Raw genomic sequence first — 23451 nt, forward strand, 5'->3', positions numbered from 1 at the left:
CAGTGGCCACAAACGGGAGCGGCCGGAAGCATTTCATTATGTCGGCGCAGGAAAAGGTTGATATAACGGTATCTGGACTAAAAATAGTGATAAGTGGCCAATATGAACGATAACCCTCACTTCGCCGACGCTGACTGCAGCGAATGGCGGGCGGGCCCCTGGCTGATCGCCCTTGGCGGCCGCGATGCGGCAGGCCGGGAGTATCGGTTGGGCACGCGCGAATACGACTGGCATCAGCATGTGCGCGGGCAGCTGCTGTGCGTCGAAAGCGGTTTGCTGCATATACGCACGGCGCACGGCGATTGGGTGCTGCCGCCGCAGCGGGCGGGGTGGATCCCGCCGGCGACGCAGCACCGGGTGCAGGTCTGCGGCGCGCTGAGCGGCTGGAGTTTGCTGCTGGCGCCGGAAGCCTGCAACGATCTGTCGAATGCACCCTGCGTCATCGGTATTAGCCCCGTGCTGCAGGCGCTGGCTCTGCGAGCAGAAGGCTGGGATAAACGCAGCGCGCTCACCCTGGAGCAGGATCGCATGGCGCAGGTGATGCGGGACGAGATATGTCTGGCGCCAACGGAGCCGCTGCATTTGCCGATGTCGTCCCATCCGCGCCTGGCCGGTGTTCTGCAGGCCTTGCTGGCGCAGCCGGGGAGCGAGCGTTCGCTGGAAGCCTGGGCCGAATGGGGGGCGATGTCGCCGCGTACTCTGCGGCGGCTGATGGTCGGCGAAACGGGGCTGAGTTTTGCCCAGTGGCGCCAGCAGGCTCGGTTGTCATATGCATTGGCGAAGCTGGCCGAAGGTGAAACGGTGTTGCAGATCGCGGAAACGCTGGGGTATGCCTCGCCGAGTAATTTTATCGCCATGTTTCGCAAAGCCTTTGGCGATTCTCCGGCGCGTTATTTTTCCGCATCGGCAGGAAAGGGGCGCTAAGCGAAATACTTTGAGGATGGTTATATATCCCTGATTAATCATAATCTTATAGGGGATATTCGCGGCGAGGGAATGCTGTTACTCTTTTGGCGGGTGCTTGAGACTGTTCGTCTTGGGCATTGTGTGACAAGGCGGATAGATGAAAGCCCCAAACTGACTCTCAATCAGAATGGGGCTGCACATACCGCCTAGACACCCGTATGGTAGCCCCTTCACAGCAAGGAGGCAAGCATGCGCTTAAGGCATGTGTTTCATTCGCTAACCGTTGTATGTATTACGGTTTTGTTATTTATCTGGATGATAAGAGACTCGCTGTGCGAGCTGAAAATCTACCAGGAAAATATCACTATCCTGATCAGGTTGGCGTGTGAGGTGAAGCGGTAATCATAGGGCGGGGGCAACCCCGCCTTCTGGTCTCCAGGCGCGGTTTCCGGCACCCGACTTTACATTTCCAGCTCGATGTCCGTCAGCGGCATACAGCAGCAGGGCAGGATCTCGCCGGCATTGATAAACGCCAACGGCTGTTGGCGGTAGGCCACTTCGCCTTTCACCAGCTTCAGGCGGCAGGCGCCGCAATAGCCGGAGCGGCATTGGTACTCCACCTGCACGTCGTGCAGTTCCAGCACGTCGAGCAGGCAGTTTTCACTGTTGGGGCAGGAGAGCTGCGTGCCGGCGGCGCGCAGCGTTACGATTGGCGTCGCCATCGCTTACAGTTCGAAGTCGCTCAGGTCGTCGGCGTTGATCTCCGAGTCGATCTGGCCAACCAGGTAGGAGCTCACTTCAACTTCCTGCGGCGCTACCTGTACGTTGTCGGACACTAACCAGGCGTTGATCCACGGGATCGGGTTGGAGCGGGTTTCGAACGGCAGACCGAGGCCGACCGCCTGCATGCGGATATTGGTGATGTACTCCACATATTGGCACAGGATGTCTTTGTTCAGGCCGATCATCGAACCGTCGCGGAACAGGTATTCCGCCCACTCTTTTTCCTGCTGGGCGGCCAGCACGAACAGATCGTAGCACTGCTGCTGGCATTCTTCGGCGATCTCTGCCATTTCCGGATCGTCGGCGCCGGAACGCATCAGGTTCAGCATGTGCTGGGTGCCGGTCAGGTGCAGCGCTTCGTCGCGGGCGATCAGCTTGATGATTTTGGCGTTGCCTTCCATCAGTTCGCGCTCGGCGAACGCGAAGGAGCAGGCGAAGCTGACGTAGAAGCGGATCGCTTCCAGCGCGTTCACGCTCATCAGGCACAGGTACAGCTGCTTCTTCAGCGCGCGCAGATTGACGGTGACGGTTTTACCGTTCACCTGGTGGGTGCCTTCACCCAGCAGGTGATAGTAGCTGGTCATCTCGATCAGATCGTCGTAGTAGCCGGAGATGTCTTTCGCGCGCTTCTTGATCTCTTCGTTGGTGACGATGTCGTCGAACACCAGCGCCGGATCGTTGACGATGTTGCGGATGATGTGAGTGTAGGAACGGGAGTGGATAGTCTCGGAGAACGACCAGGTTTCCACCCAGGTTTCCAGCTCAGGGATCGAGATCAGCGGCAGCAGCGCGACGTTCGGGCTGCGGCCCTGGATGGAGTCCAGCAGCGTCTGATACTTCAGGTTGCTGATGAAGATGTGCTTCTCGTGCTCCGGCAGCGCCTGGTAATCGATGCGATCGCGGGAGACGTCAACTTCTTCCGGGCGCCAGAAGAAGGAGAGCTGCTTTTCGATCAGTTTTTCGAAGATTTCATGCTTTTGCTGGTCGAAACGCGCAACGTTTACCGACTGGCCGAAGAACATCGGCTCTTGCAGCTGGTCGTTTTTGGTCTGAGAAAAAGTGGTGTAAGCCATAAGCCTGAATCCATCGTAACGTGGCTAAATGAAGGGGCCGGAAAATTCCGGCCCGCTAGGTCAAACTTTAGATCTTGCAGGCGCCGCTTTCGCAGTCGTCATCGCCGGCCTTGGCAGGCTGCAAATCTTCCTGGGCGTCTTCCGCACCGTCGCGGGTGTTTTGGTAGTACAGCGTTTTCACGCCGAACTTGTAGGTGGTGAGCAGGTCTTTCAACAGCTGCTTCATCGGCACCTTGCCGCCCGGGAAGCGGGTCGGATCGTAGTTGGTGTTGGCCGAAATCGACTGGTCGATGAATTTCTGCATCAGCCCCACCAGCTGCAGATAGCCGTCGTTGCTCGGCATTTCCCACAGCAGCTCGTAGTTGTCTTTCAGACGCTCATACTCCGGCACCACCTGGCGCAGGATGCCGTCTTTCGACGCCTTGATGCTGATGTGGCCGCGCGGCGGCTCGATGCCGTTGGTGGCGTTGGAAATCTGCGAAGAGGTTTCCGACGGCATCAGCGCAGACAGGGTCGAGTTGCGCAGGCCGGTTTCCTGGATCTCTTTACGCAGGGTTTCCCAGTCGTAGTGCAGCGGCTCGTTGCAGACCGCATCCAAATCTTTCTTGTAGGTGTCGATCGGCAGGATACCCTGCGAATAAGTGGTCTCTTTGAACCACGGGCAAGCGCCTTGTTCCTGAGCCAGACGGTTGGAGGCTTTCAGCAGATAGTACTGAATGGCTTCGAACGTTTTGTGCGTCAGGTTGTTGGCGCTGCCGTCGGAGTAGCGCACGCCGTTCTTCGCCAGGTAATAGGCGAAGTTGATGACGCCGATGCCCAAGGTGCGGCGGCCCATCGCGCCACGGTGTGCGGCCTTGATCGGATAATCCTGATAATCCAGCAGGGCGTCGAGCGAGCGCACCGCCAGGGTTGCCAATTCTTCCAGGTCGTCCAGGCTGTCGATCGCGCCCAGGTTGAAGGCGGACAGGGTGCACAGCGCAATCTCGCCGTTTTCGTCGTTGACGTCTTCCAGCGGCTTGGTCGGCAGGGCGATTTCCAGGCACAGGTTGGACTGACGCACCGGCGCGATCTGCGGATCGAACGGGCTGTGGGTGTTGCAGTGGTCGACGTTCTGGATGTAGATGCGGCCGGTAGAGGCGCGCTCTTGCATCATCAGCGAGAACAGCTCAACCGCTTTCACGCGCTTCTGGCGAATGCTGTCGTCTTTCTCGTACTGGGTATACAGGCGTTCGAATTCGTCCTGATCGGCGAAGAACGCGTCATACAGCCCCGGCACGTCGGACGGGCTGAACAGGGTGATGTCTTCGCCCTTGATCAGACGCTGGTACATCAGGCGGTTCAGCTGCACGCCGTAGTCCATGTGACGCACGCGGTTGCCTTCAACGCCGCGGTTGTTTTTCAACACCAGCAGGCTTTCCACTTCCAGGTGCCACATCGGGTAGAACAGCGTTGCCGCGCCACCGCGCACGCCGCCCTGCGAGCAGGATTTAACGGCGGTCTGGAAGTGTTTGTAGAACGGAATACAGCCGGTATGGAAGGCTTCACCGCCACGGATTGGGCTGCCCAGCGCGCGGATGCGGCCGGCGTTGATGCCGATGCCGGCGCGCTGCGAAACGTATTTCACAATGGCGCTGGAGGTGGCGTTGATGGAGTCCAGGCTGTCGCCGCACTCGATCAGTACGCAGGAGCTGAACTGGCGGGTTGGGGTGCGCACGCCGGACATGATCGGCGTAGGCAGCGAAATCTTGAAGGTGGAAATCGCGTCGTAGAAACGTTTGACGTAATCCAGACGAGTTTCACGCGGGTAGTTGGAGAACAGGCAAGCGGACACCAGCATATACAGGAACTGGGCGCTTTCGTAGATCTCGCCGCTGACGCGGTTCTGCACCAGATACTTGCCTTCCAGCTGCTTGACGGCGGCATAGGAGAAGTTCATGTCGCGCCAGTGATCGATAAAGGAATCCATCTGCTCGAACTCTTCAGCGCTGTAGTCTTCCAGCAGATGCTTATCGTATTTGCCCATCTCGACCATGCGAGTGACGTGGGCGTGCAGCTTCGGCGGCTCGAACTGGCCATAAGCCTTTTTGCGCAGGTGGAAGATCGCCAGGCGAGCGGCCAGGTACTGATAGTCCGGCGCATCGCGGGAGATCAGATCGGCTGCGGCTTTGATGATGGTTTCATGAATGTCGGCGGTTTTGATGCCGTCATAAAACTGAATGTGTGAACGCAACTCTACTTGAGAAACCGAGACGTTGTGTAATCCCTCTGCGGCCCAATCGATGACCCGGTGGATTTTGTCGAGATTGATGCGCTCTTTACGGCCATCGCGTTTAGTTACAAGCAGACTTTGGTTCATGTGGTGTTTTACCTGTCCGTATGGTGCCCCTAAGCAGAAGTGTAGTCGCTCTGCTCAGTATGTAAACACTATATATAGGGGTTGTATGTCGGTGAGGTAACAAGATAGTGAGAAAAAACGGCGTTTGCAAGTGAACAAAACCGGCCTAATTTGTGGATAACTTGGGGGTGAAATGTAACTTGCCGCGCGAAGCGCGCGCCGTGACTGGCGCGACAAGCTTGTCAATAAGCGCGATCAGATTTTACTGAAAAACTGAAAAAACCGATCGTTTGGCGCTTTATTAAACGTTAGAAAAAAACGGCATATTGATCTGATTTAATATTCTAAAAAACTGTTTACAACGGCTATTTTGATCGAAGTCGCGGAAATTAGGTATTTTTCCGAATGCTCCGCCGGCGCCGCCCCCCGGTAATGCAGGGCCGGCGCGGTTTACAACGCTTAGCCTTCGTGCTGGGTGTGCACCATGTAGTTCACGTCAACGTTGCGTCCAAGCTTGAAATGATCGGTGATCGGGTTGTAATGCAGGCCGATCATGTGCTTTTCGCGCAGCGGCGTGCCGTCGACCCAGCCGATCAGTTCGGAAGGGCGAATGAACTTCTTATGATCGTGGGTGCCCTGCGGCACCATCTTCAGCACGTACTCCGCGCCGATCACCGCCATCAGCCAGGCTTTGGTGTTGCGGTTGATGGTGGAGAAGAACACATGGCCGCCCGGTTTCACCAACTGGGCGCAGGCGCGCACCACCGAGGCCGGATCCGGCACGTGCTCCAGCATCTCCATGCAGGTGACGACGTCATAGCGTTGCGGGTTGGCCTGAGCGTGGCTTTCCACCGTCTCCTGCACGTAAGTGACGTTCATGCCGCTTTCCAGCGCGTGCAGCCGCGCGACCTGCAGCGGCTCCGCGCCCATGTCCAAGCCGGTGACCTTGGCGCCTTCGCGCGCCATGCTTTCCGCCAGAATGCCGCCGCCGCAGCCCACGTCGAGCACCTGCTTGTCAAAAATGCCGTCGGCGCGCTGCATGATGTAGTTCAGGCGCAGCGGGTTGATGCGGTGCAGCGGTTTGAACTCGCCTTCCAGATCCCACCAGCGGGAGGCGACGGCCTCGAACTTGGCGATTTCCTGGTGGTCAACGTTTTGCACTCGGCTGGATGATTCTGCGTTCATGGGCTTGTCTGGCTCCTTGTTCTCGTTGCGCGGATTATACATGTTCCGGCGCGGCATCGTCTGCGCCGATGCGTTTTTAGCGCACTTATCTGCACAATTTCCGTGAAACAGCGGCGGTTATTTTCCCGTAAAGCGTGCTTTGTGATATAGTTTTACACCTTTGCCACTATGGCAGCGGGCAGATGAATCATTAGTAGAGGGATAGCAGCTCCATGAGCGACCTTGCCAGAGAAATCACACCGGTAAACATCGAAGACGAGTTGAAAAACTCGTATCTGGACTATGCGATGTCCGTTATTGTCGGACGTGCGCTGCCAGATGTTCGTGATGGACTGAAGCCGGTTCACCGCCGCGTTCTGTACGCGATGAGCGTACTGGGTAACGACTGGAATAAACCATACAAGAAATCGGCCCGTGTCGTCGGGGACGTGATCGGTAAATATCACCCACACGGTGACAGCGCGGTTTACGACACTATCGTGCGTATGGCCCAGCCGTTTTCACTGCGCTACATGCTGGTGGACGGCCAGGGTAACTTCGGTTCCGTCGACGGCGACTCCGCCGCGGCGATGCGTTATACCGAAGTGCGCATGTCCAAGATTGCTCACGAACTGTTGGCGGACCTGGAAAAAGAAACCGTCGACTTCGTGCCTAACTATGATGGCACCGAGCAGATCCCGGCCGTCATGCCGACCAAGATCCCGAACCTGCTGGTCAACGGCTCGTCGGGTATCGCCGTGGGCATGGCCACCAATATTCCACCGCACAACCTGGCGGAAGTCGTCAACGGCTGCCTGGCCTATATCGACGATGAAAACATCAGCATCGAAGGGCTGATGGAACACATCCCTGGGCCGGACTTCCCGACGGCGGCGATCATCAATGGCCGCCGCGGCATTGAAGAGGCCTACCGCACCGGGCGCGGCAAAGTCTACCTGCGCGCGCGCGCGGAAGTGGAAGCCGACGCCAAGACTGGGCGCGAAACCATCATCGTTCACGAGATCCCGTATCAGGTGAACAAGGCGCGTCTGATCGAGAAGATCGCCGAGCTGGTAAAAGAAAAACGCGTGGAAGGCATCAGCGCGCTGCGCGACGAGTCCGATAAAGACGGCATGCGCATCGTGATCGAAGTCAAACGCGACGCGGTCGGCGAAGTGGTACTGAACAACCTGTATGCGCTGACGCAACTGCAGGTCACCTTCGGCATCAACATGGTTGCGCTGCATCAGGGCCAGCCTAAGTTGCTGAACCTGAAAGACATCCTCGAAGCCTTCGTGCGTCACCGCCGCGAAGTGGTTACCCGCCGCACCATCTTCGAACTGCGCAAGGCCCGCGACCGCGCCCATATCCTGGAAGCGCTGGCCATCGCGCTGGCCAACATCGATCCGATCATCGAGCTGATTCGCCGTGCGCCGACCCCGGCCGAAGCGAAAGTTGCGCTGGTGGCGCAACCGTGGGATCTGGGCAACGTCAGCGCCATGCTGGAGCGCGCCGGTGACGACGCCGCCCGCCCTGAGTGGCTGGAGCCGGAGTTCGGCATCCGCGACGGAAAATACTACCTGACCGAGCAGCAGGCTCAGGCGATTCTGGATCTGCGCCTGCAGAAACTGACCGGCCTGGAGCACGAGAAGCTGCTGGACGAATATAAAGAACTGCTCAACTTTATCGCCGAGCTGATCTTTATTCTGGAAAGCCCAGAGCGCCTGATGGAAGTGATCCGCGAAGAGCTGGTGGCAGTCAAAGAGCTGTACAACGACGGCCGCCGCACCGAGATCACCGCCAATACTTCCGACATCAACATCGAAGACCTGATCAACCAGGAAGACGTGGTGGTGACCCTGTCTCATCAGGGCTACGTGAAGTATCAGCCGCTGTCCGACTATGAAGCTCAACGCCGCGGCGGCAAAGGCAAATCTGCGGCGCGTATTAAAGAAGAAGACTTTATCGATCGCCTGCTGGTGGCCAACACCCACGATACGATCCTGTGCTTCTCCAGCCGTGGCCGCCTGTACTGGATGAAGGTGTACCAACTGCCTGAAGCCAGCCGTGGCGCGCGCGGTCGCCCAATCGTCAACCTGCTGCCGCTGGAAGCCGATGAGCGTATCACCGCCATCCTGCCGGTGCGCGAGTATGAAGAAGGGCGCCACGTGTTCATGGCCACCGCCAGCGGTACCGTGAAGAAAACTGCGCTGACCGAGTTCAGCCGCCCACGCAGCGCCGGCATCATCGCCGTCAACCTCAACGAGGGCGACGAACTGATCGGTGTCGATCTGACCGACGGCAGCAACGAAGTGATGTTGTTCTCCGCCAACGGTAAAGTGGTACGCTTCCCGGAAACGCAGGTGCGTTCGATGGGCCGTACCGCAACCGGCGTGCGCGGCATCAACCTCGGCGAAGGCGACAGCGTGATCTCCCTGATCGTGCCGCGCGGCGAAGGCGACATCCTGACCGTGACGCAAAACGGCTTCGGTAAACGCACCGCCGTGACCGAATATCCGACCAAGTCACGCGCCACCCAGGGGGTTATCTCCATCAAGGTGAGCGAGCGTAATGGCCAGGTGGTCGGCGCCGTACAGGTGGAAACCAGCGACCAGATCATGATGATCACCGATGCCGGCACGCTGGTGCGTACCCGCGTTTCGGAAGTCAGCGTGGTGGGCCGTAACACCCAGGGCGTGACGCTGATCCGCACGGCGGAAGACGAAAACGTCGTCGGCCTGCAGCGTGTGGCCGAGCCGGTGGAAGACGAAGAGCTGGACAGCCTGGAACCGGGCGCGGAAGCGGTGGAAGAAGACACCACGCCGCTGGACGATGGCGACGACGCGGCTGAGCCGATGGACGACGACAACGTTTAAAGCAAGGTGAGGGCGTCGGCATGCCGACACCCTAATGCACTGAGACAGAAGGGCCTGGCAGCGATGCTAGGCCCTTTTTCAGTTATATGGTTTAATTGGCGCACCGAGCCGCCGGCTGCCGCGCCGGCGAATGCGTGCACCGCCACTGACTTTCGTATGGTATCCGATTGAAATACTTAGCCTCTTTTCGAACTACGCTGAAGATATCCCGCTATCTGTTCCGGGTGCTGGCGATTTTGCTGTGGTCGTTGGGAGCGCTGCTCACCACCTTTTATATTCTGAATATCCTGCATCAGAAAGAGTCGGATATCCGGCAGGATTACAACCTTAACTTCGATCAGGCGCAGGGCTACATCCGCCATTCCGCCGACATCATCCGCGACATCAAGTATATGGCGGAGAACCGTCTCAACGGGTCGGTCAGCAGCCTGGACATGTTCAGCGGCGTGTTTCCCGGCAAGGGCAGCCCGCCGCAATTCTTTCCGCTGTACCCGGAGTCCAACTGCACGCTGAGCACCACCTACCGCAGTTCGCTCGATTCGCTGAGCGGCCTGATCCAGTATTGGAAAGAGAACTTCGTGGCGGCCTACGATCTCAACCGGGTGTTCTTCATCGGCGGCGACAGCCTGTGTATGGCGGAGTTCGGCGGCGGCAACGCGAGCGCCAATCGGGAAAACGTGCTGAAGTCGCTGCACGAGCGCATTCTGAAATACCGCAACGCCAAGAATCTGGACAAAGACAACAACCTGTATTGGATCAGCCCTAGCGCGCAGCGGCCGGACGTCGGCTATCTGTATGTGCTGACGCCGATTTATATCGGCAACAAGCTGGAGGCGCTGCTGGGCATCGAACAGACCGTTCGGCTGGAGGATTTCGTTACCGCCGGCAACCTGCCGATCGGCGTCACGCTGCTGGATGAGAACAACGAGCCGGTGCTGCGCCTGGCGGACGGCGATCGCTATGCCGCTTCGCTCAACAGCTATCCCGCAGAGCACGCCTACTTCGGCTATGTCGACAATTATCGCGATCTGATCCTGAAGAAAGCGCTGCCGCCTTCTTCGCTGAGTATCGTCTATGCGCTGCCGGTGAAAAGCGTAGTAGAACGCTTCAAAATGCTAATCCTCAACGCGCTGTTGCTGAACCTGCTGTCGGCCATCGTGCTGTTCACGCTGGCGTGGCTGTTTGAACGTAAAATGTTCCTGCCGGCGGAGGACAACGCCTTCCGCCTGGAAGAGCACGAGCAGTTCAACCGCAAGATCGTCGCTTCGGCGCCGGTGGGCATCTGTATCCTGCGCATCAGCGACGGCACCAATATCCTGAGTAACGAACTGGCGCACAACTACATCAACCTGTTGACCCACGAAGATCGCGATCGCATTACGCGCATCATTTGTGAACAGCAGGCGAATTTCGTCGATGTGATGACCAGCAACAACAACAACCTGCAGATCAGCTTTGTCCACTCGCGCTACCGTAACGAAGAGGTAGCGATTTGCGTGCTGGTGGACGTCAGCGCCCGCGTGAAGATGGAAGAGTCGTTGCAGGAGATGGCGGCGGCGGCGGAACAGGCCAGCCAGTCCAAATCGATGTTCCTGGCCACCGTCAGCCATGAGCTGCGCACGCCGCTGTACGGCATTATCGGCAACCTCGATTTGCTGCAAACCAAGGCGTTGCCGCAGGGGGTCGATCGGCTGGTCAATGCGATGAACAACTCTTCCGGCCTGCTGCTGAAAATCATCAGCGATATTCTCGATTTCTCCAAAATCGAGTCCGAGCAGCTGAAGATAGAACCGCGCGAGTTCTCCTGCCTGGAGGTGATCACCCATATCGCCGGTAACTATTTGCCGCTGGTGGTGAAGAAACGTCTGGGGCTGTACTGCTTTATCGAACAGAACGTGCCGGAGCGCATTTTTGGCGATCCGGTGCGGCTGCAGCAGGTGCTCTCCAACCTGGTGAACAACGCCATCAAGTTCACCGATACCGGCTGTATCGTGCTGCAGGTCTGCACCCGCGGCAGCTATCTGGAGTTCAGCGTGCGCGATACCGGCGTCGGTATTCCGGAAAAGGAAATTTCGCGCCTGTTCGATCCGTTCTTCCAGGTGGGCACCGGCGTGCAGCGCCATTTCCAGGGAACCGGCCTGGGGTTGGCTATCTGTGAGAAACTGATCAACTTGATGGACGGCGATATTGCCGTCGAGTCCGAACCGGGTCTGGGCAGCTTGTTCAGCATCCGCATTCCGCTGTTCAACGCTCAGTTCCCCATCCCGCAGGCCAGCGATACCTGGCAGGGCCGTCGGCTGTGGCTGGATATCCGCAATCAGCGGCTGGAAAGTTACCTGATGGCGATTCTGGGGGGCTACGGCGCCGATATCCAGCGCTATGACGGCCAAGAGACCGCCGCCGGAGAGGTGATGCTCAGCGATCATCCGCTGATGCTGGACACGCCGCTGCTGGCTCAGATCCAATTCTCTACCGAACATATCGGCCCATCGCTGGAAACCCGGCCGGGTTATTGGATGCACAGTACCTCCACGCCGCGAGAAACGCTGAGCTTGCTCAACCGGTTGTTCGGCGTCGGCAGCGGCGCGGCAGAGGCGCTGGTGCAGCTGCCGGTGCCCGCCAAGGCCAGCGCGGCGGACAACGGCGATATTCATCTGCTGGTGGTTGACGATCATCCGATCAACCGTCGCCTGCTGTCCGATCAGCTGGGATCGCTGGGGTATCAGGTGGTGACTGCCAACGACGGCGTCGACGCGCTCGGCGTGCTGAAACAGCACCACGTCGATATTGTGCTGACCGACGTCAATATGCCGAACATGGACGGCTATCGCCTGACGCAGGAACTGCGACAGATGCAGTTCAGCGCGCCGGTGATCGGCGTGACGGCGAATGCGCTGGCGGAAGAGAAGCAGCGCTGCCTCGAGGCGGGTATGGATAACTGCCTGTCGAAACCGGTCACGCTGGAGACGCTGGAACAGACGCTGGCTTACTACAGCCAACGGGTACGCTACAGCCGCAGCGAGGCTTGAAAAGCAAACAGGCACGGCGAATGCCGTGCCTGTTTGGTGCTAACCTGCCGTGAGGCGGGCTTTAGTCTTTGTCCAACGGCGTCATGCTGACGGAGGAGAGGTAGTTGAGCAGGGCGATGTCGTTCTCGACGCCCAGCTTCATCATCGCCGATTTCTTCTGGCTGCTGATGGTTTTGATGCTGCGGTTGAGTTTCTTGGCGATTTCGGTCACCAGGAAACCTTCGGCGAACAGGCGCAGCACTTCGCTCTCTTTCGGCGACAGGCGCTTGTCGCCATAGCCGCTGGCGCTGATCTTCTCCAGCAGTTTAGAGACGCTTTCCGGCGTGAATTTCTTGCCTTTCTGCAGGGCGGCCAGCGCCTTCGGCAGATCGGTCGGCGCGCCTTGTTTCAGCACGATGCCTTCGATATCCAGATCCAATACCGCGCTCAGGATCGCCGGGTTGTTGTTCATGGTCAGCACGATGATCGACAACTGCGGATAGTGGCGCTTGATGTATTTAATCAGCGTGATGCCGTCGCCATACTTGTCACCCGGCATCGACAGATCGGTGATCAGCACGTTGGCGTCCAGCTTGGACAGATTGTTGATCAGTGCGGTTGAGTCTTCGAACTCCCCAACGACATTCACCCATTCAATTTGCTCAAGTGACTTCCGGATGCCAAACAGTACGATAGGATGGTCATCAGCAATAATTACGTTCAGGTTATTCATGTTGTTGGCTACCTTGCTTCAGCAGTCTGCTGACGAAAAAATCAATCTGACTGATGTTATTCTCGATCTCGGGCGCATCACCTTCTGCGATGCGCTGTTCTAACGATTCGCACAGCTGCTTGCCGGGAAGCAGATTTAACATGGCAAACACGCCTTTCAGGCGGTGTGCGGTTTGTGACAGCGCATTGAAATCACTGCTGCCCGCCTCAGTATACAGTTTTTTGACATCGTCGGGTACTGTATCGACAAACAGCCCATAGTAATCACTTGATTTCAATTGTTTTTCATAGAGTTGGATATCTTCTGAGCTCAATGAAAGCGGGCTTTCTTCCTGTTCCAGCGCGGCCATTTGCTGTTCGATCAGCATCAGCACGGCGTCGATTAATGCGCCGTTCAGATTATAGTTCACCCGAATGTAGCGTTTATCCAGCGCTTGCCAGCCCGGCTCATCGGTCGCCAACAACAGGGTGTAGTCATCGGCGCGTTGTGGGTTATCGGTCAGCAGCACGTCATAATCGCGGTTGACCGCGCGATCTTCGGCGACGAGACAGTCGGCGCCGTAGGCCTGCAGCAGGCGGGTCACGATGCCGCGCACCTCATCCGACGTGACGTCCAGCAGGGCGGTGACGCCGTCGAGCAGCTTTTCCTGCTCCTGCGGCTCTTTTTTCTCCATCTCCATGGCGACGCGAATGGTATAGCGAGTGCCGATATCCACCTTGCTGCGAATGTCCAACTGGCCATTAAGTTTTTTGCACAGCTGGTTGCACAGGAAGAAGGTGAGCCCGGAACCGTGGTTGAAGCGGTCCACCAGCGTCTGGCTGAGGAAGGGATAGTTGAGGTTGCTGATCTCTTCGTTGGAGATGCCGGAGCCGGTGTCATTGATTTGGAAAATCAGGCGATCCGGGTGCTCGGGCTCATGGTCGACAACCAGCGAAATCTTGCCGCAGGCGGTGGTGATAATGGCGTAATGCACCAGCAGCGCAATCACTTTGCGCAGCGCGTTGGCGTCGCCGATATAGTTCTGCTCGACGTCCAGCTGGAAATGCTTGAACAGCGCCAGCCCCTTCTGGTTAAGGGCGGGCAGGGCCTCCAGCAGCAACTCGTCGACCATCGCCGCCGGGTTGAACGGTTCGCGCGTAGGCTGCCAGTCCTGGGTTTCCAACCGGGTCAGCAGGGTAATGTTATCGATCAAACCCAGCACCGAAGCCGACTCCGCGGTTAACTGGCCCAACAGTGCCTGCTGCTGCTCCTCATCCGGCCGGTTACGCAGACGATCGACCAGATCGTGCATATGGCGTACCGGTTGATTGAGCTCGATGCCCAGGTTGTGCAGCATCAGCTTGCGTGCCTGAACGTTCTTGTCATATTCGCGCCGCGCCTGCTGCAGCCGCTTGTTCACCATCACCTCTTTATCCTGATCGTGCATCAGGAACAGGTAGGTGTCCGGCGACAGCTGGCTGCGGAAGATACGGATTTCATACACTTCATTGTTGACCGTCGCCTGGATCACCCCGTGATGCTGTTCGGCCATATGGGCGATTTTTTGCAGGCTGAGGTGCGGCAGCAGGTGTTCGGCGATTTTGTTGCTGGCGATCACCGTATTGTTGGCGAAGCTGTAGACCAGCAGGCCGGAAGGCAGGCTGGAGACGATCTCCTGATTCAGCGCGCGCTCGGCTTCCAGCTCCACCGCCATGTTTTCGCTCGGGCGAATGTACTGGCGGCGGATAAAGTAGATGCTCAGCATCGACAGCGCCAGCAGCAGCAGGTTGATCGCGATCAGCCAGATGTTGTTGCGCAGCAGATCGATGGCCAGATTGATGGCCGAAACGCGATACACCACCTTCAGCGGCGCATTGGGCAGGGCGGCGCTGAACTCGACCCAACCGCCGCTCATCGTCGCATGGGTACCGAGAGCCGTTTCCGCCGGAATGGCGCTGTCGTCGAGATCGACATCGTCCGGCAGCAGCAGGAAATTGGCGCGGGCCAGATTGGCCGGAATGATGTCGTTGATCGGCAAGTCGAAGGCGATCACCGTCGCCAGATGTCCCGGCTGATTAAAGGTGGTGCGAATCGAGAACGAATAGGCGTTCTGGAAACGCTGCTTGCGCAGATCGGAAAAGCTCTCGCGCTCGTCGAGCATGTTGGCCTGTTGCAGCATCTCGGCGCGGCGTTCGTCCGCCGAGGTGGTCAGGTAGCTCTCTCGAAAGCGCGAAGCCAGCTCTTTGAGCGGCTGGGTGGTGATCAGACTGAGGCTGTTGTCCTGGCCATTGAGGTAATACATGGCGTAGTTTTCGGTCTTGGCACCCCAGCGAGTGTCCAGGTAGTCCGAGATGTTGGCGATCATAGCCAGCGTGTTCTCGTCATGGCTGCCGAAGATCACCGCGTCGGTTTTCTTGTGCGGCTTCTCGACATAATAGACGTCGGGCCGCAGGCGGGTTTCCTGCAAACCGGGATCGCTGTTCTGTGCCGGCGCATTGCCGAATTTGTCATAGACCTGGTAGGTCATATAGCGGTAGGTATCGATACGCTTTTGCAGCGAACCGGCAATGCTGTTCAGCGTGTACTTCTTTTCCGCCAGCCAGGCGTTGGTGTAGTTGTAACCATACAGGCCAATGCCGATCGTCAGCAGCACGATAAACAGCAGGAAGCAGCGGGTAATGTTGCTGGAGCTGATGGTCAGTTGTTTATTTTGCATAGTGGCTGCGCATTCCTGAATCAGCGAGTGACGGCCTTGGCGCTGGCGGTGACCGCCAACAGCAGGGCGGCTACGCAGGCGAAAGCCACCGTCAGGCTGGAAAACTGAGCGATAAAGCCGATCAGCGCCGGGCCGGCCAGAATACCGGCATAGCCGACGGTGGTGACGGAGGCGATCGCCAAATTGGCCGGCATGTCGCGCTGGTTGCCCGCCGCGCTGAACAGGATCGGCACGACGTTCGAGGCGCCCAGGCCGACCAGCATGAAACCGACCAGCGACACGGTGGCGTGATTGAAGGCGATGGCCAGGCTCAGACCGAGTGCGGCGCACAGGCTGCCCAGCAGCAGCACCCGGTAGCGGCCCAGCGAGTTCACCACCCGATCGCCATTGAGCCGGCCGAGCGTCATGGTGATGGAAAACAGCGCATAGCCCAGGCCGGCCTGGCTATGTTCGACGCCGCGCAGCGTGGTGAGGAACAGCGCGCTCCAGTCGAGCATCGATCCTTCCGCCAGAAACATGATAAAGCACAGGATGCCGATGAACATCACCCAGCCGCGCGGCAAAACGAACATCGGCCCGCCGTCGTCGGCATCGCTCTCACGCAGCAGATGGCGGCTGGCGAGCGCCAGCAGCGCTACCACTGCCAGTACGGTAAGCAGGGTGGATTGCAGCGGCGTCAGGCCCAGCCACAGCAGCGCGCTGACGCCACCGGCGCCGGCAATGCCGCCGATGCTGAAGAAACCGTGAAAACCGGACATCATCGCCTTGCCGCTGGCGCGTTCGACGATCACCGCCTGAACGTTCATCGCCACGTCGATCATGCCGATCGCTGCCCCGAACAGCAGCAGCGCCACGGCCATGCCGCCGAGGGAATCCATCAGCGCCAGCAGCGGCAGATCGATGCATAACCCGAGCCCCGCCATCAGGATCACCGCGCGGCAGCCCAGTTTGCCGGTCAGGAAACCGGTCAGCGGCATCGCCAGCATGGAACCGGCACCGATACAGAGCAGCAACAGGCCGAGCGAGCCGTCATCGATACCGATGCGCGTTTTGGCGAAGGGCACCAGCGGCGCCCAGGCGGCCATGCCGAGACCGGCGACGAAAAAGGCCAGGCGGGTGGCGATCTGTTGAGGAACGCCGGGCGTTTGCTGTTCATTGCACAAGGTGGCTGTCATGTAAGCGTCAGGATCTTGGGTCAAAAGAGTGGCGAAAGTTACTGACAGTTTTTATCACAATCCGCGATCCGGGTCGAAAAGATTCGCGTTTGGCTCCTCTCTGGCACCGCCTCTGCGCACCAGCCACAGGGCGATCGCCTGGACTATATACGCCTTTTGCCGTTGGTCGAGCGCGATACCCTGCGGTATGCCGTGCCACTTTTCCAGGCAGCCGCGGCAGCAGGTGGCGGTGGCGTGTTGGGCGACAAACACCGGGTGGCCGCGCATCGGCGTTTGCTTACCGTCATTTTTAGGATGGGCGGCGGCCAGGCGACGGTCGATGAAATCGCGGGCATGGCTGAGGATCAGCGGCAATCCCTTGTCGTCGAGGTAGGTTTGGTCCTTGGCATTTAAACGGAAACGGGCGCGGAAGGGGGAGCTTTGCAGCCGCTGCCACAGCACGTCGGGTTGAAAGGGCATCATAACTTTACTCGCTGAGGGTGAGCTTTTTTTCAGGCTATCAGAAGTGAAACTCCGCGGCTAATTATGCCTGCGGCGAGAAATAAAGGATGGGATAAAGCACGAAATGAAAAGCAAGCTCAATTTGTAGACTAAAATAACAGAAAAGATTAGCAATTAGTGCGGAAGTGAATTAGTGAAACTATATCATGAGGTTATTTATTTGCTTGCTATTTGTACGAGCTGAAATTGTGAGGAGAGTGTGGAGGAAAATAAAAAACCGGCCAGAAGCCGGTTAAAGGAATGCTGAAATTATCTTCGGATAATGAAGGTAATAATGAAAATAATGATGATAGCGAGGTGATTATAGCGGCTGCGTGCGGACAGCGTTTTGGCACAATGTGCTTATTGCCCGATTCAATTGTATGGTTGCCTTTTTTTTCTTAAAGATATGTATAACTACATGATTTTTTATCAATTAATCTATTCTTTGTCTTTAAGTGCTTTATTTTGTTTGTCTGTAATGTTTTGTGAAAGTTCGCGCGTATTTACATTTTGAAACCTTTATTAATTACAATGAAACACTATCGGATACTTGGTATCATTTTCTTTCTGGATTAATATAACCCTTGTTACCAGAATGGTAATGCACAGTCGTGCTAATAATGCTCGAAAAGGGCAGTGGCCGTAGCTCGACATAATTAACGAGGATAATAACGATGAAACTTCGAGTACTCTCTCTGATGGTACCCGCACTGCTGGTTGCAGGCACAGCAGGCGCGGCGGAAATCTACAACAAAGACGGTAATAAACTGGATTTGTACGGTAAAGTCGACGGTCTTCACTATTTCTCCAGCAATGATGGCGCGGACGGCGATCAGTCTTATATGCGTTTTGGCCTACGTGGCGAAACGCAAATCAGCGATCAGCTGACCGGTTACGGCCAGTGGGAATATCAGGCCAACCTGAACCACGCTGAAAACCAGGACAACAAGAACTTCACCCGTTACGGCTTCGCCGGTCTGAAATTCGGCGACTACGGTTCCTTCGACTATGGTCGTAACACCGGCGTGCTGTACGACGTCGCGGCTTACACCGACTTGCAGCCTGAGTTCGACGGCTCGACCTACGGCGCTGACCAGTTCATGTTCCAGCGCTCCAGCGGTCTGGCGACCTACCGTAACAACGGCTTCTTCGGTTTGGTTGACGGCCTGAACTTCGCCCTGCAGTACCAGGGTAAGAACGGCAGCGCTGAAGAGACCAACAACGGCCGTGATGTCCTGGGCCAAAACGGTGAAGGTTACGGCATGTCGATGAGCTATGACATGGGTTACGGCATCAGTGCCGCCGGTGCCTTCTTCAACTCTCGTCGTACCAGCGAGCAGAACGGCGGTGGCGGCTACCAGAACATTATGGGCCGCGGCGACAAGGCGGAAGGTTACTCCGGTGGCCTGAAATATGACGCCAACGACACCTACCTGGCCGTGATGTTCACCCAGTCTTACAACGCGGCGCGCTTCGGTAGCTCTACCAGCGATGCTTTCGGTTACGCCAACAAGGCGCAGAGCTTCGAAGCCTACGCGCACTACCAGTTCGACTTCGGTCTGCGTCCGTTCGTGGGCTATAACCAGACCAAAGGTAAGGATCTGGGCCGCGCCGGTAACGGCAAGGACTACGGTGATGAAGATCTGGTCAAATTCGTCGACCTGGGCGCGACCTACTTCTTCAACAAAAACATGTCCACCTATGTTGACTACAAAATCAACCTGCTGGACAACAACGACTTCACCCAAGCTGCCGGTATCAACACCGACAACGTGGTTGCCGTGGGCCTGGTTTACCAGTTCTAAGCACCTCAGTGTGAACGTCATCACGCGGCCTTCGGGCCGCGTTTTTTTTTGCCTGTAAAGCACGGATTGATCCGTTGTCGGCACGGGAAGCGCTTCGGCTAGCCCTCGCTCGGCCTACGCTGTCAGTACAGCAAACAGAGCGGAGGTGATATGGAACTCAAGATCGACAAGGTGATCGAAACGGTGCTGTACGTCAGCGATATTGAACGCGCGGACGCCTTTTATCGAGAGGTGCTGCAACTGCCGGCGATGGTTGCCAACGAACGGTTTCGCGCCTATAACGTCGGCGATCGAAGCGTATTGTTGCTGTTTATCGAGGGCGACTCGCTGCGTGGGGCGCACTATCCGACCGGGTTTATTCCCGCGCACGATGGCGTGGGGCCGGCGCATATCGGGCTGGCGGTAGCGAAAGACCAACTGCCGCATTGGGAACGGCATCTGATGGCCAACGGCGTGGAGATAGAGGGGCGGATGCGCTGGGAACACGGCGGGGAGAGCATTTATTTTCGCGATCCCGACGCTCATCTGCTGGAGCTGGTGACGCCGGGCATTTGGGCCAATTACTGATCGAACCCGCCTTGCGCCAACATGTCCAACGTAGCATTCAGCACCTGCAGCGCGGCCTGCGGTTGCCGCTCTATCTGCACTCTGACGATGGCGCCGTCGATCAGCATCGCCAACATCGCTGAGTGCTGTTCCCGCTGTGGGCCGGCGGGCAGGTGACGTGCCAGCTCGTCCGCCATCTGCCGCTTATGCTGGCTGGCGATGTGCAGGCTTTCCGGCAGCAGGTCGGCAAGTTCCACCGCCGTATTGATAAACGCGCAGCCGCGAAAGCGCGGATCGTCGAACCATTCCGCCAGGCAGGGCGCCAGCGCCGCCAGCAACCCGCCGGTTTGCGTCACATGCCTGGCCAACGCTGTGCTGAACCAGGCTAGCCACTGCTGGTGGCGATAGGCCAAAAACGCCGTAATCAAGTCGTTCTTGCTGGGAAAATGGCGGTAAAACGTCACCTTGGTTACGCCAGATTCCTTGATGATGCGATCGATGCCGGTGGCGCGTATCCCCTCCTGATAAAACAGATCGTGCGCCGTCAGCAGGATGCGCTGGCGGGCGGGCAAGGCGTTGAGATCGGCGGTCATCATTTTCTCCTGGGCTATTTCCGAGTGATTGTAGACAATTCTGTCTACATGCGCTAGCGTAATGTTGTAGACAGAGTTGTCTACATACCTTCACTCAGGAGATGAACATGAGCATTAAACCCCCATTGCCGCCTTTTACCCGCGAATCCGCCATCGAGAAGGTGCGGCTGGCGGAGGATGCCTGGAACAGTCGCGATCCCGAACGCGTATCGCAGGTATATTCCCTCGATACCCATTGGCGTAACCGCGCGGAGTTTGTCGAAGGCCGCACAGCGGTAGTCGGTTTTTTACAACGCAAATGGGCGAAAGAACTGGAGTATCGGCTAATTAAGGAACTGTGGGCGTTTGATGGCGCGCGCATCGCGGTGCGTTTCGCCTATGAATGGCGCGACGATTCCGGCAACTGGTATCGCAGCTTCGGCAACGAAAACTGGGAGTTCAATCAGGAGGGGCTGATGATCAACCGCCATGCGTGCATCAACGACATGCCGATCCGCGAACAGGATCGGCGTTTTCACTGGCCGCTCGGCCGGCGGCCGGACGATGTCCCGGCCCTGAGCGATTTCGGTTTTTGAATCTGACGTCGCGCCCGCGATGGCCGCTCGTGAGGAAAAGCGCACCGATCGACAAAGGGGAATTTGTAGAAAAGCCTTTCCACTTCTAGACTTAGGGGACAACAAACGCACTCCAAGAGGACAAGCTATGACGAAGAAGTTGGTTTTGGCCGTCGGCACTGCGGCGGTATTTTCCATTCTTGCCGGCTGCACCGCCTATGACCGCGCAACCAGTTATGTCAATGAGCCGGTGGTCAGCGATGTCAAAGTAGGGATGACCAAGCAGCAGGTGCGGGCTATCGCCGGTCCGCCGTCGACCACCGCCACGCTGGTTCATGCGCAGGGCACTTGCGACACCTATGCGGTGGCGCCGCGCGACGGCAAAGTGCAAACGTACTTTGTCAGCTACAACGACACGGGCCATGTCATGAACAAGGGCTATCAAACCTGTTCAGACTACGATTCTCAGCCGAAATAATCGCGTTTCGGCCGACACAAAAAGCCTCGCTTGCGCGGGGCTTTTCATTTTTTAAGCGTTTAAGGCCTGAAGTTTAGGCAACTGCACCGGTTGTGCCATTTTTTTGCATGAAAACGATAGACATTTCATAACGGTATCGCTAATATCAGCGCCCATTGGAAGGATGGCCGAGTGGTTTAAGGCAACGGTCTTGAAAACCGTCGAGTGTAACAGCTCCCAGAGTTCGAATCTCTGTCCTTCCGCCAAATTCAGCCGGCTTAGCTCAGTAGGTAGAGCAACTGACTTGTAATCAGTAGGTCACCAGTTCGATTCCGGTAGCCGGCACCATGATAGAAGCCCCAGCAGCGATGCTGGGGCTTTTTGTTATGGATTTTTTACTGGAAGCGCCACGAGAAGGAGTTTCTCAGGTGGCGCTGAAGTTAACCGATAAGCAGCCATCAGATTGAGTGTTGATAGGCAATTACCGTAGCGCCACAGCTTTCGTTTGGTTGCGGCTAATAAGCATTTTGCCGAGTTTGATACCTGGTTTTTCAACAAAGTGGTACAGCAACGTTGCGATACCATAGGTGAGCGGGAGAATGATTCCTGATGCAACAATGAACCGCATTACTGAAGAAAGTTCAGCAAATGATGTGTTTGAGAGCAAATAGGCAACGACCGGTAGGACTATCAATAGGTGGAGCAAATAGACTGAGTATGAGACATCTCCCAGAAATACGCTGAAACGGTTTGTCAGGCACCAGCGCGGCAAGCGCAGCACGCGCGACCACTTGCTCTCTTCACTCCTGGCCCAAAGCATCGTGACCATCATTAAGATAAGACCTATTTGAGCGAGCAAATGGTATTTATTCAATTCGTTTGGCAGATACGCGCTACCCAGTACGGTTAATAAAGCAAAAACGACATAGCGAACACTCTTACTGCGGATTGATTCAGCCATCAGCATACCCCCAATAAATAAGTTCAGCTTTATGAGGATCATGGAGGGCATGGGGAATGCAGCAAAGTAGTCCGGTACTAAAAATTTGGCGAGTCCGCACAGCAAGACAACCGCGAGGCATGCACGGGCAAATCCCAGTTTCAAGACTGTCAACATGATGAATGGAAAAAGTAAATAGAACTGCATTTCCAAACCGATGCTCCAGTCGGGGAGCACCGTATTGAAGGAGTAATCAGGCAGAAAGCCAAACATAAAGGTGACGTGCGTAAATACATTCAAGAATGAATGATCGCTATAGCGTGAGCTGTTGGTTTGCGTTTCGCTGTAGAAGTGGCCAATGATGTCTCTGGCCTCACCGAAGTAGCTACCAAATACAATTGCCACAGCCAATAAGACATAGTAAAGCGGTGCGATGCGAAAGAACCGCCGAGTCCAAAATTTTTTGAAAGTCGACGCGTCGGTCCAGGGTTCCTGTTCCTTACGCTCAACATAATTTTTGGCCATTAAGTAGCCAGAAAGCAGGATGAAAAGATCTACACCGATTGCAGGATCAGAAAGAATGGGGGGACGGAAGCGGGTTAAAATGCAGATATGACCCAAAACAACCCAAAGTGACGCCAGGCCACGTAACCCCTCAAGTTCCTGTGACCACTTTTTAGCGGGTTGCATAAAGAGATACCTCTAAGTGATTTTTCATTAATTATTCCAATGGGTTGATGATATCTCGACAGTATAGCATGGGATATCTTATGAGGTTAGTTGGCAAATTCTGAATGTAAACCGCATAGACTCTAGGTTTTTTGATATATCATAAGCTCCGAAATTATTTAATTAGGCGAGCAAAAGTCGGCGTGCGGCATATATGAGAATTGCATACGCATCAGTAAGCCGCGAATCTTAAAGGTCTTTATTTCCCGGAGGGAGCAAGGCGGTGGCACCAGCAGACGAGGTGTAACCATACTGCCTTGCTCGTATAAAAAGCCTGCTGGCGCTAGGCTCAGGTTTGGTTATTAGTCGGGGATTATGGTTGAGAGCGCTTATAAAATATCCGTGACCAGCCACTGATCCGCTTCTTCGAACATATCTTCCAACATTCGGTTCAGCTTCTCACGATCGCTTTTGCTGGCGTCGGAGTTCAGGCCGTTGGCCTGCATCGGTTTTACGCGCACTTCGGCTTCAGGAAACAGCGCATGCACGCGTTTTTCCAGCTCGTTGCGAATAATCTCGGCGGCGTTGGGTAGCCCAGCGACGTTGCGCTTGTCGTACACTAATTCTACAAACATGACTCACCTGTAAATACTGAT

19 protein-coding genes and 2 tRNA genes are annotated in these 23451 nt (G+C 56.6%); 10 read left to right on the forward strand and 11 right to left on the reverse strand.

Annotated elements, in window-relative coordinates:
• Positions 1-102 precede the first annotated feature (102 nt).
• Both EKL15_RS18240 and EKL15_RS24775 read left to right on the forward strand, forming a co-directional pair.
• The gene (locus EKL15_RS18240; RefSeq protein WP_100396410.1) at positions 103-924 is read left to right on the forward strand and encodes a helix-turn-helix domain-containing protein; all 822 of its coding nucleotides are present in this window, start codon (positions 103-105) and stop codon (positions 922-924) included.
• A gap of 231 nt (positions 925-1155) precedes the next feature.
• A complete protein-coding gene (locus tag EKL15_RS24775) occupies positions 1156-1308 on the forward strand; it encodes a Hok/Gef family protein (RefSeq protein WP_004935921.1) in 153 nt (50 codons plus the stop codon).
• A 59-nt stretch (positions 1309-1367) separates the two neighbouring features.
• On the opposite strand, the gene yfaE is transcribed toward EKL15_RS24775, so the two are convergent.
• From yfaE to ubiG, 4 genes are all read right to left on the reverse strand, one after another.
• On the reverse strand, positions 1368-1628 hold the full coding sequence (gene yfaE / locus EKL15_RS18250) for a class I ribonucleotide reductase maintenance protein YfaE (protein WP_033653779.1): 261 nt from the start codon (positions 1626-1628) through the stop codon (positions 1368-1370).
• 3 nt (positions 1629-1631) lie between these two features.
• Positions 1632-2762, reverse strand: coding sequence for a class Ia ribonucleoside-diphosphate reductase subunit beta (gene nrdB, locus EKL15_RS18255; protein ID WP_019453694.1), 1131 nt, complete (start codon positions 2760-2762; stop codon positions 1632-1634).
• 67 nt (positions 2763-2829) lie between these two features.
• The gene (nrdA, locus tag EKL15_RS18260; protein ID WP_033648028.1) at positions 2830-5118 is read right to left on the reverse strand and encodes a class 1a ribonucleoside-diphosphate reductase subunit alpha; all 2289 of its coding nucleotides are present in this window, start codon (positions 5116-5118) and stop codon (positions 2830-2832) included.
• A 438-nt stretch (positions 5119-5556) separates the two neighbouring features.
• Positions 5557-6282 (reverse strand): bifunctional 2-polyprenyl-6-hydroxyphenol methylase/3-demethylubiquinol 3-O-methyltransferase UbiG, encoded by a 726-nt coding sequence (ubiG, locus tag EKL15_RS18265; protein ID WP_047730871.1) that lies wholly within the window; start codon positions 6280-6282, stop codon positions 5557-5559.
• Between the two features lie 212 nt (positions 6283-6494).
• On the opposite strand from ubiG, the gene gyrA reads away from it, so the two are divergent.
• Positions 6495-9137 carry a DNA topoisomerase (ATP-hydrolyzing) subunit A gene (gene gyrA, locus EKL15_RS18270; RefSeq protein WP_004935906.1) on the forward strand — a complete coding sequence of 881 codons (2643 nt, stop codon included), beginning with the start codon at positions 6495-6497 and terminating at the stop codon, positions 9135-9137.
• Positions 9138-9304: 167 nt separating this feature from the next.
• On the forward strand, positions 9305-12166 hold the full coding sequence (rcsC, locus tag EKL15_RS18275) for a two-component system sensor histidine kinase RcsC (RefSeq protein ID WP_060420089.1): 2862 nt from the start codon (positions 9305-9307) through the stop codon (positions 12164-12166).
• Between the two features lie 61 nt (positions 12167-12227).
• Here rcsC and rcsB read toward each other — a convergent pair whose 3' ends face one another.
• The 4 genes from rcsB to EKL15_RS18295 are packed head-to-tail and all read right to left on the reverse strand — an operon-like array spanning position 12228 to position 17207.
• Positions 12228-12878, reverse strand: a complete 651-nt coding sequence (rcsB, locus tag EKL15_RS18280) for a response regulator transcription factor RcsB (protein WP_004935900.1) — start codon at positions 12876-12878, stop codon at positions 12228-12230.
• Positions 12871-15573 carry a phosphotransferase RcsD gene (rcsD, locus tag EKL15_RS18285; protein WP_060420091.1) on the reverse strand — a complete coding sequence of 901 codons (2703 nt, stop codon included), beginning with the start codon at positions 15571-15573 and terminating at the stop codon, positions 12871-12873. Before rcsD ends, rcsB begins: the two co-directional genes overlap by 8 nt.
• Before the next feature lie 20 nt (positions 15574-15593).
• Positions 15594-16748 carry an MFS transporter gene (locus tag EKL15_RS18290; protein WP_197826847.1) on the reverse strand — a complete coding sequence of 385 codons (1155 nt, stop codon included), beginning with the start codon at positions 16746-16748 and terminating at the stop codon, positions 15594-15596.
• 54 nt (positions 16749-16802) lie between these two features.
• Positions 16803-17207, reverse strand: coding sequence for a DUF4186 domain-containing protein (locus EKL15_RS18295; protein WP_047730872.1), 405 nt, complete (start codon positions 17205-17207; stop codon positions 16803-16805).
• Positions 17208-17905: 698 nt separating this feature from the next.
• On the opposite strand from EKL15_RS18295, the gene ompC reads away from it, so the two are divergent.
• The gene (gene ompC, locus EKL15_RS18300; protein WP_038876356.1) at positions 17906-19036 is read left to right on the forward strand and encodes a porin OmpC; all 1131 of its coding nucleotides are present in this window, start codon (positions 17906-17908) and stop codon (positions 19034-19036) included.
• Between the two features lie 150 nt (positions 19037-19186).
• A complete protein-coding gene (locus tag EKL15_RS18305; RefSeq protein WP_047730203.1) occupies positions 19187-19603 on the forward strand; it encodes a VOC family protein in 417 nt (138 codons plus the stop codon).
• Here the strand turns inward: EKL15_RS18305 and EKL15_RS18310 are convergent.
• On the reverse strand, positions 19597-20175 hold the full coding sequence (locus tag EKL15_RS18310) for a TetR/AcrR family transcriptional regulator (protein ID WP_060439390.1): 579 nt from the start codon (positions 20173-20175) through the stop codon (positions 19597-19599). The genes EKL15_RS18305 and EKL15_RS18310 overlap by 7 nt on opposite strands.
• Before the next feature lie 107 nt (positions 20176-20282).
• Here EKL15_RS18310 and EKL15_RS18315 point away from each other — a divergent pair, with 107 nt between their 5' ends.
• From EKL15_RS18315 to EKL15_RS18330, 4 genes are all read left to right on the forward strand, one after another.
• Positions 20283-20750, forward strand: a complete 468-nt coding sequence (locus EKL15_RS18315; protein ID WP_070915333.1) for a nuclear transport factor 2 family protein — start codon at positions 20283-20285, stop codon at positions 20748-20750.
• Between the two features lie 127 nt (positions 20751-20877).
• Positions 20878-21207 carry an osmotically-inducible lipoprotein OsmE gene (osmE, locus tag EKL15_RS18320; RefSeq protein ID WP_019453681.1) on the forward strand — a complete coding sequence of 110 codons (330 nt, stop codon included), beginning with the start codon at positions 20878-20880 and terminating at the stop codon, positions 21205-21207.
• 157 nt (positions 21208-21364) lie between these two features.
• A tRNA-Ser gene (locus EKL15_RS18325) sits at positions 21365-21452 on the forward strand.
• A 6-nt stretch (positions 21453-21458) separates the two neighbouring features.
• Positions 21459-21534: transfer RNA gene (locus tag EKL15_RS18330), tRNA-Thr, on the forward strand.
• 133 nt (positions 21535-21667) lie between these two features.
• On the opposite strand, the gene EKL15_RS18335 is transcribed toward EKL15_RS18330, so the two are convergent.
• Positions 21668-22816 (reverse strand): acyltransferase, encoded by a 1149-nt coding sequence (locus tag EKL15_RS18335; RefSeq protein WP_089186227.1) that lies wholly within the window; start codon positions 22814-22816, stop codon positions 21668-21670.
• A 368-nt stretch (positions 22817-23184) separates the two neighbouring features.
• A complete protein-coding gene (locus EKL15_RS18340) occupies positions 23185-23430 on the reverse strand; it encodes a DinI family protein (RefSeq protein ID WP_100396404.1) in 246 nt (81 codons plus the stop codon).
• Positions 23431-23451 lie beyond the last annotated feature (21 nt).

The organism is Serratia sp. 4542 (assembly GCF_016805595.1).
GTDB lineage: Bacteria > Pseudomonadota > Gammaproteobacteria > Enterobacterales > Enterobacteriaceae > Serratia > Serratia nevei.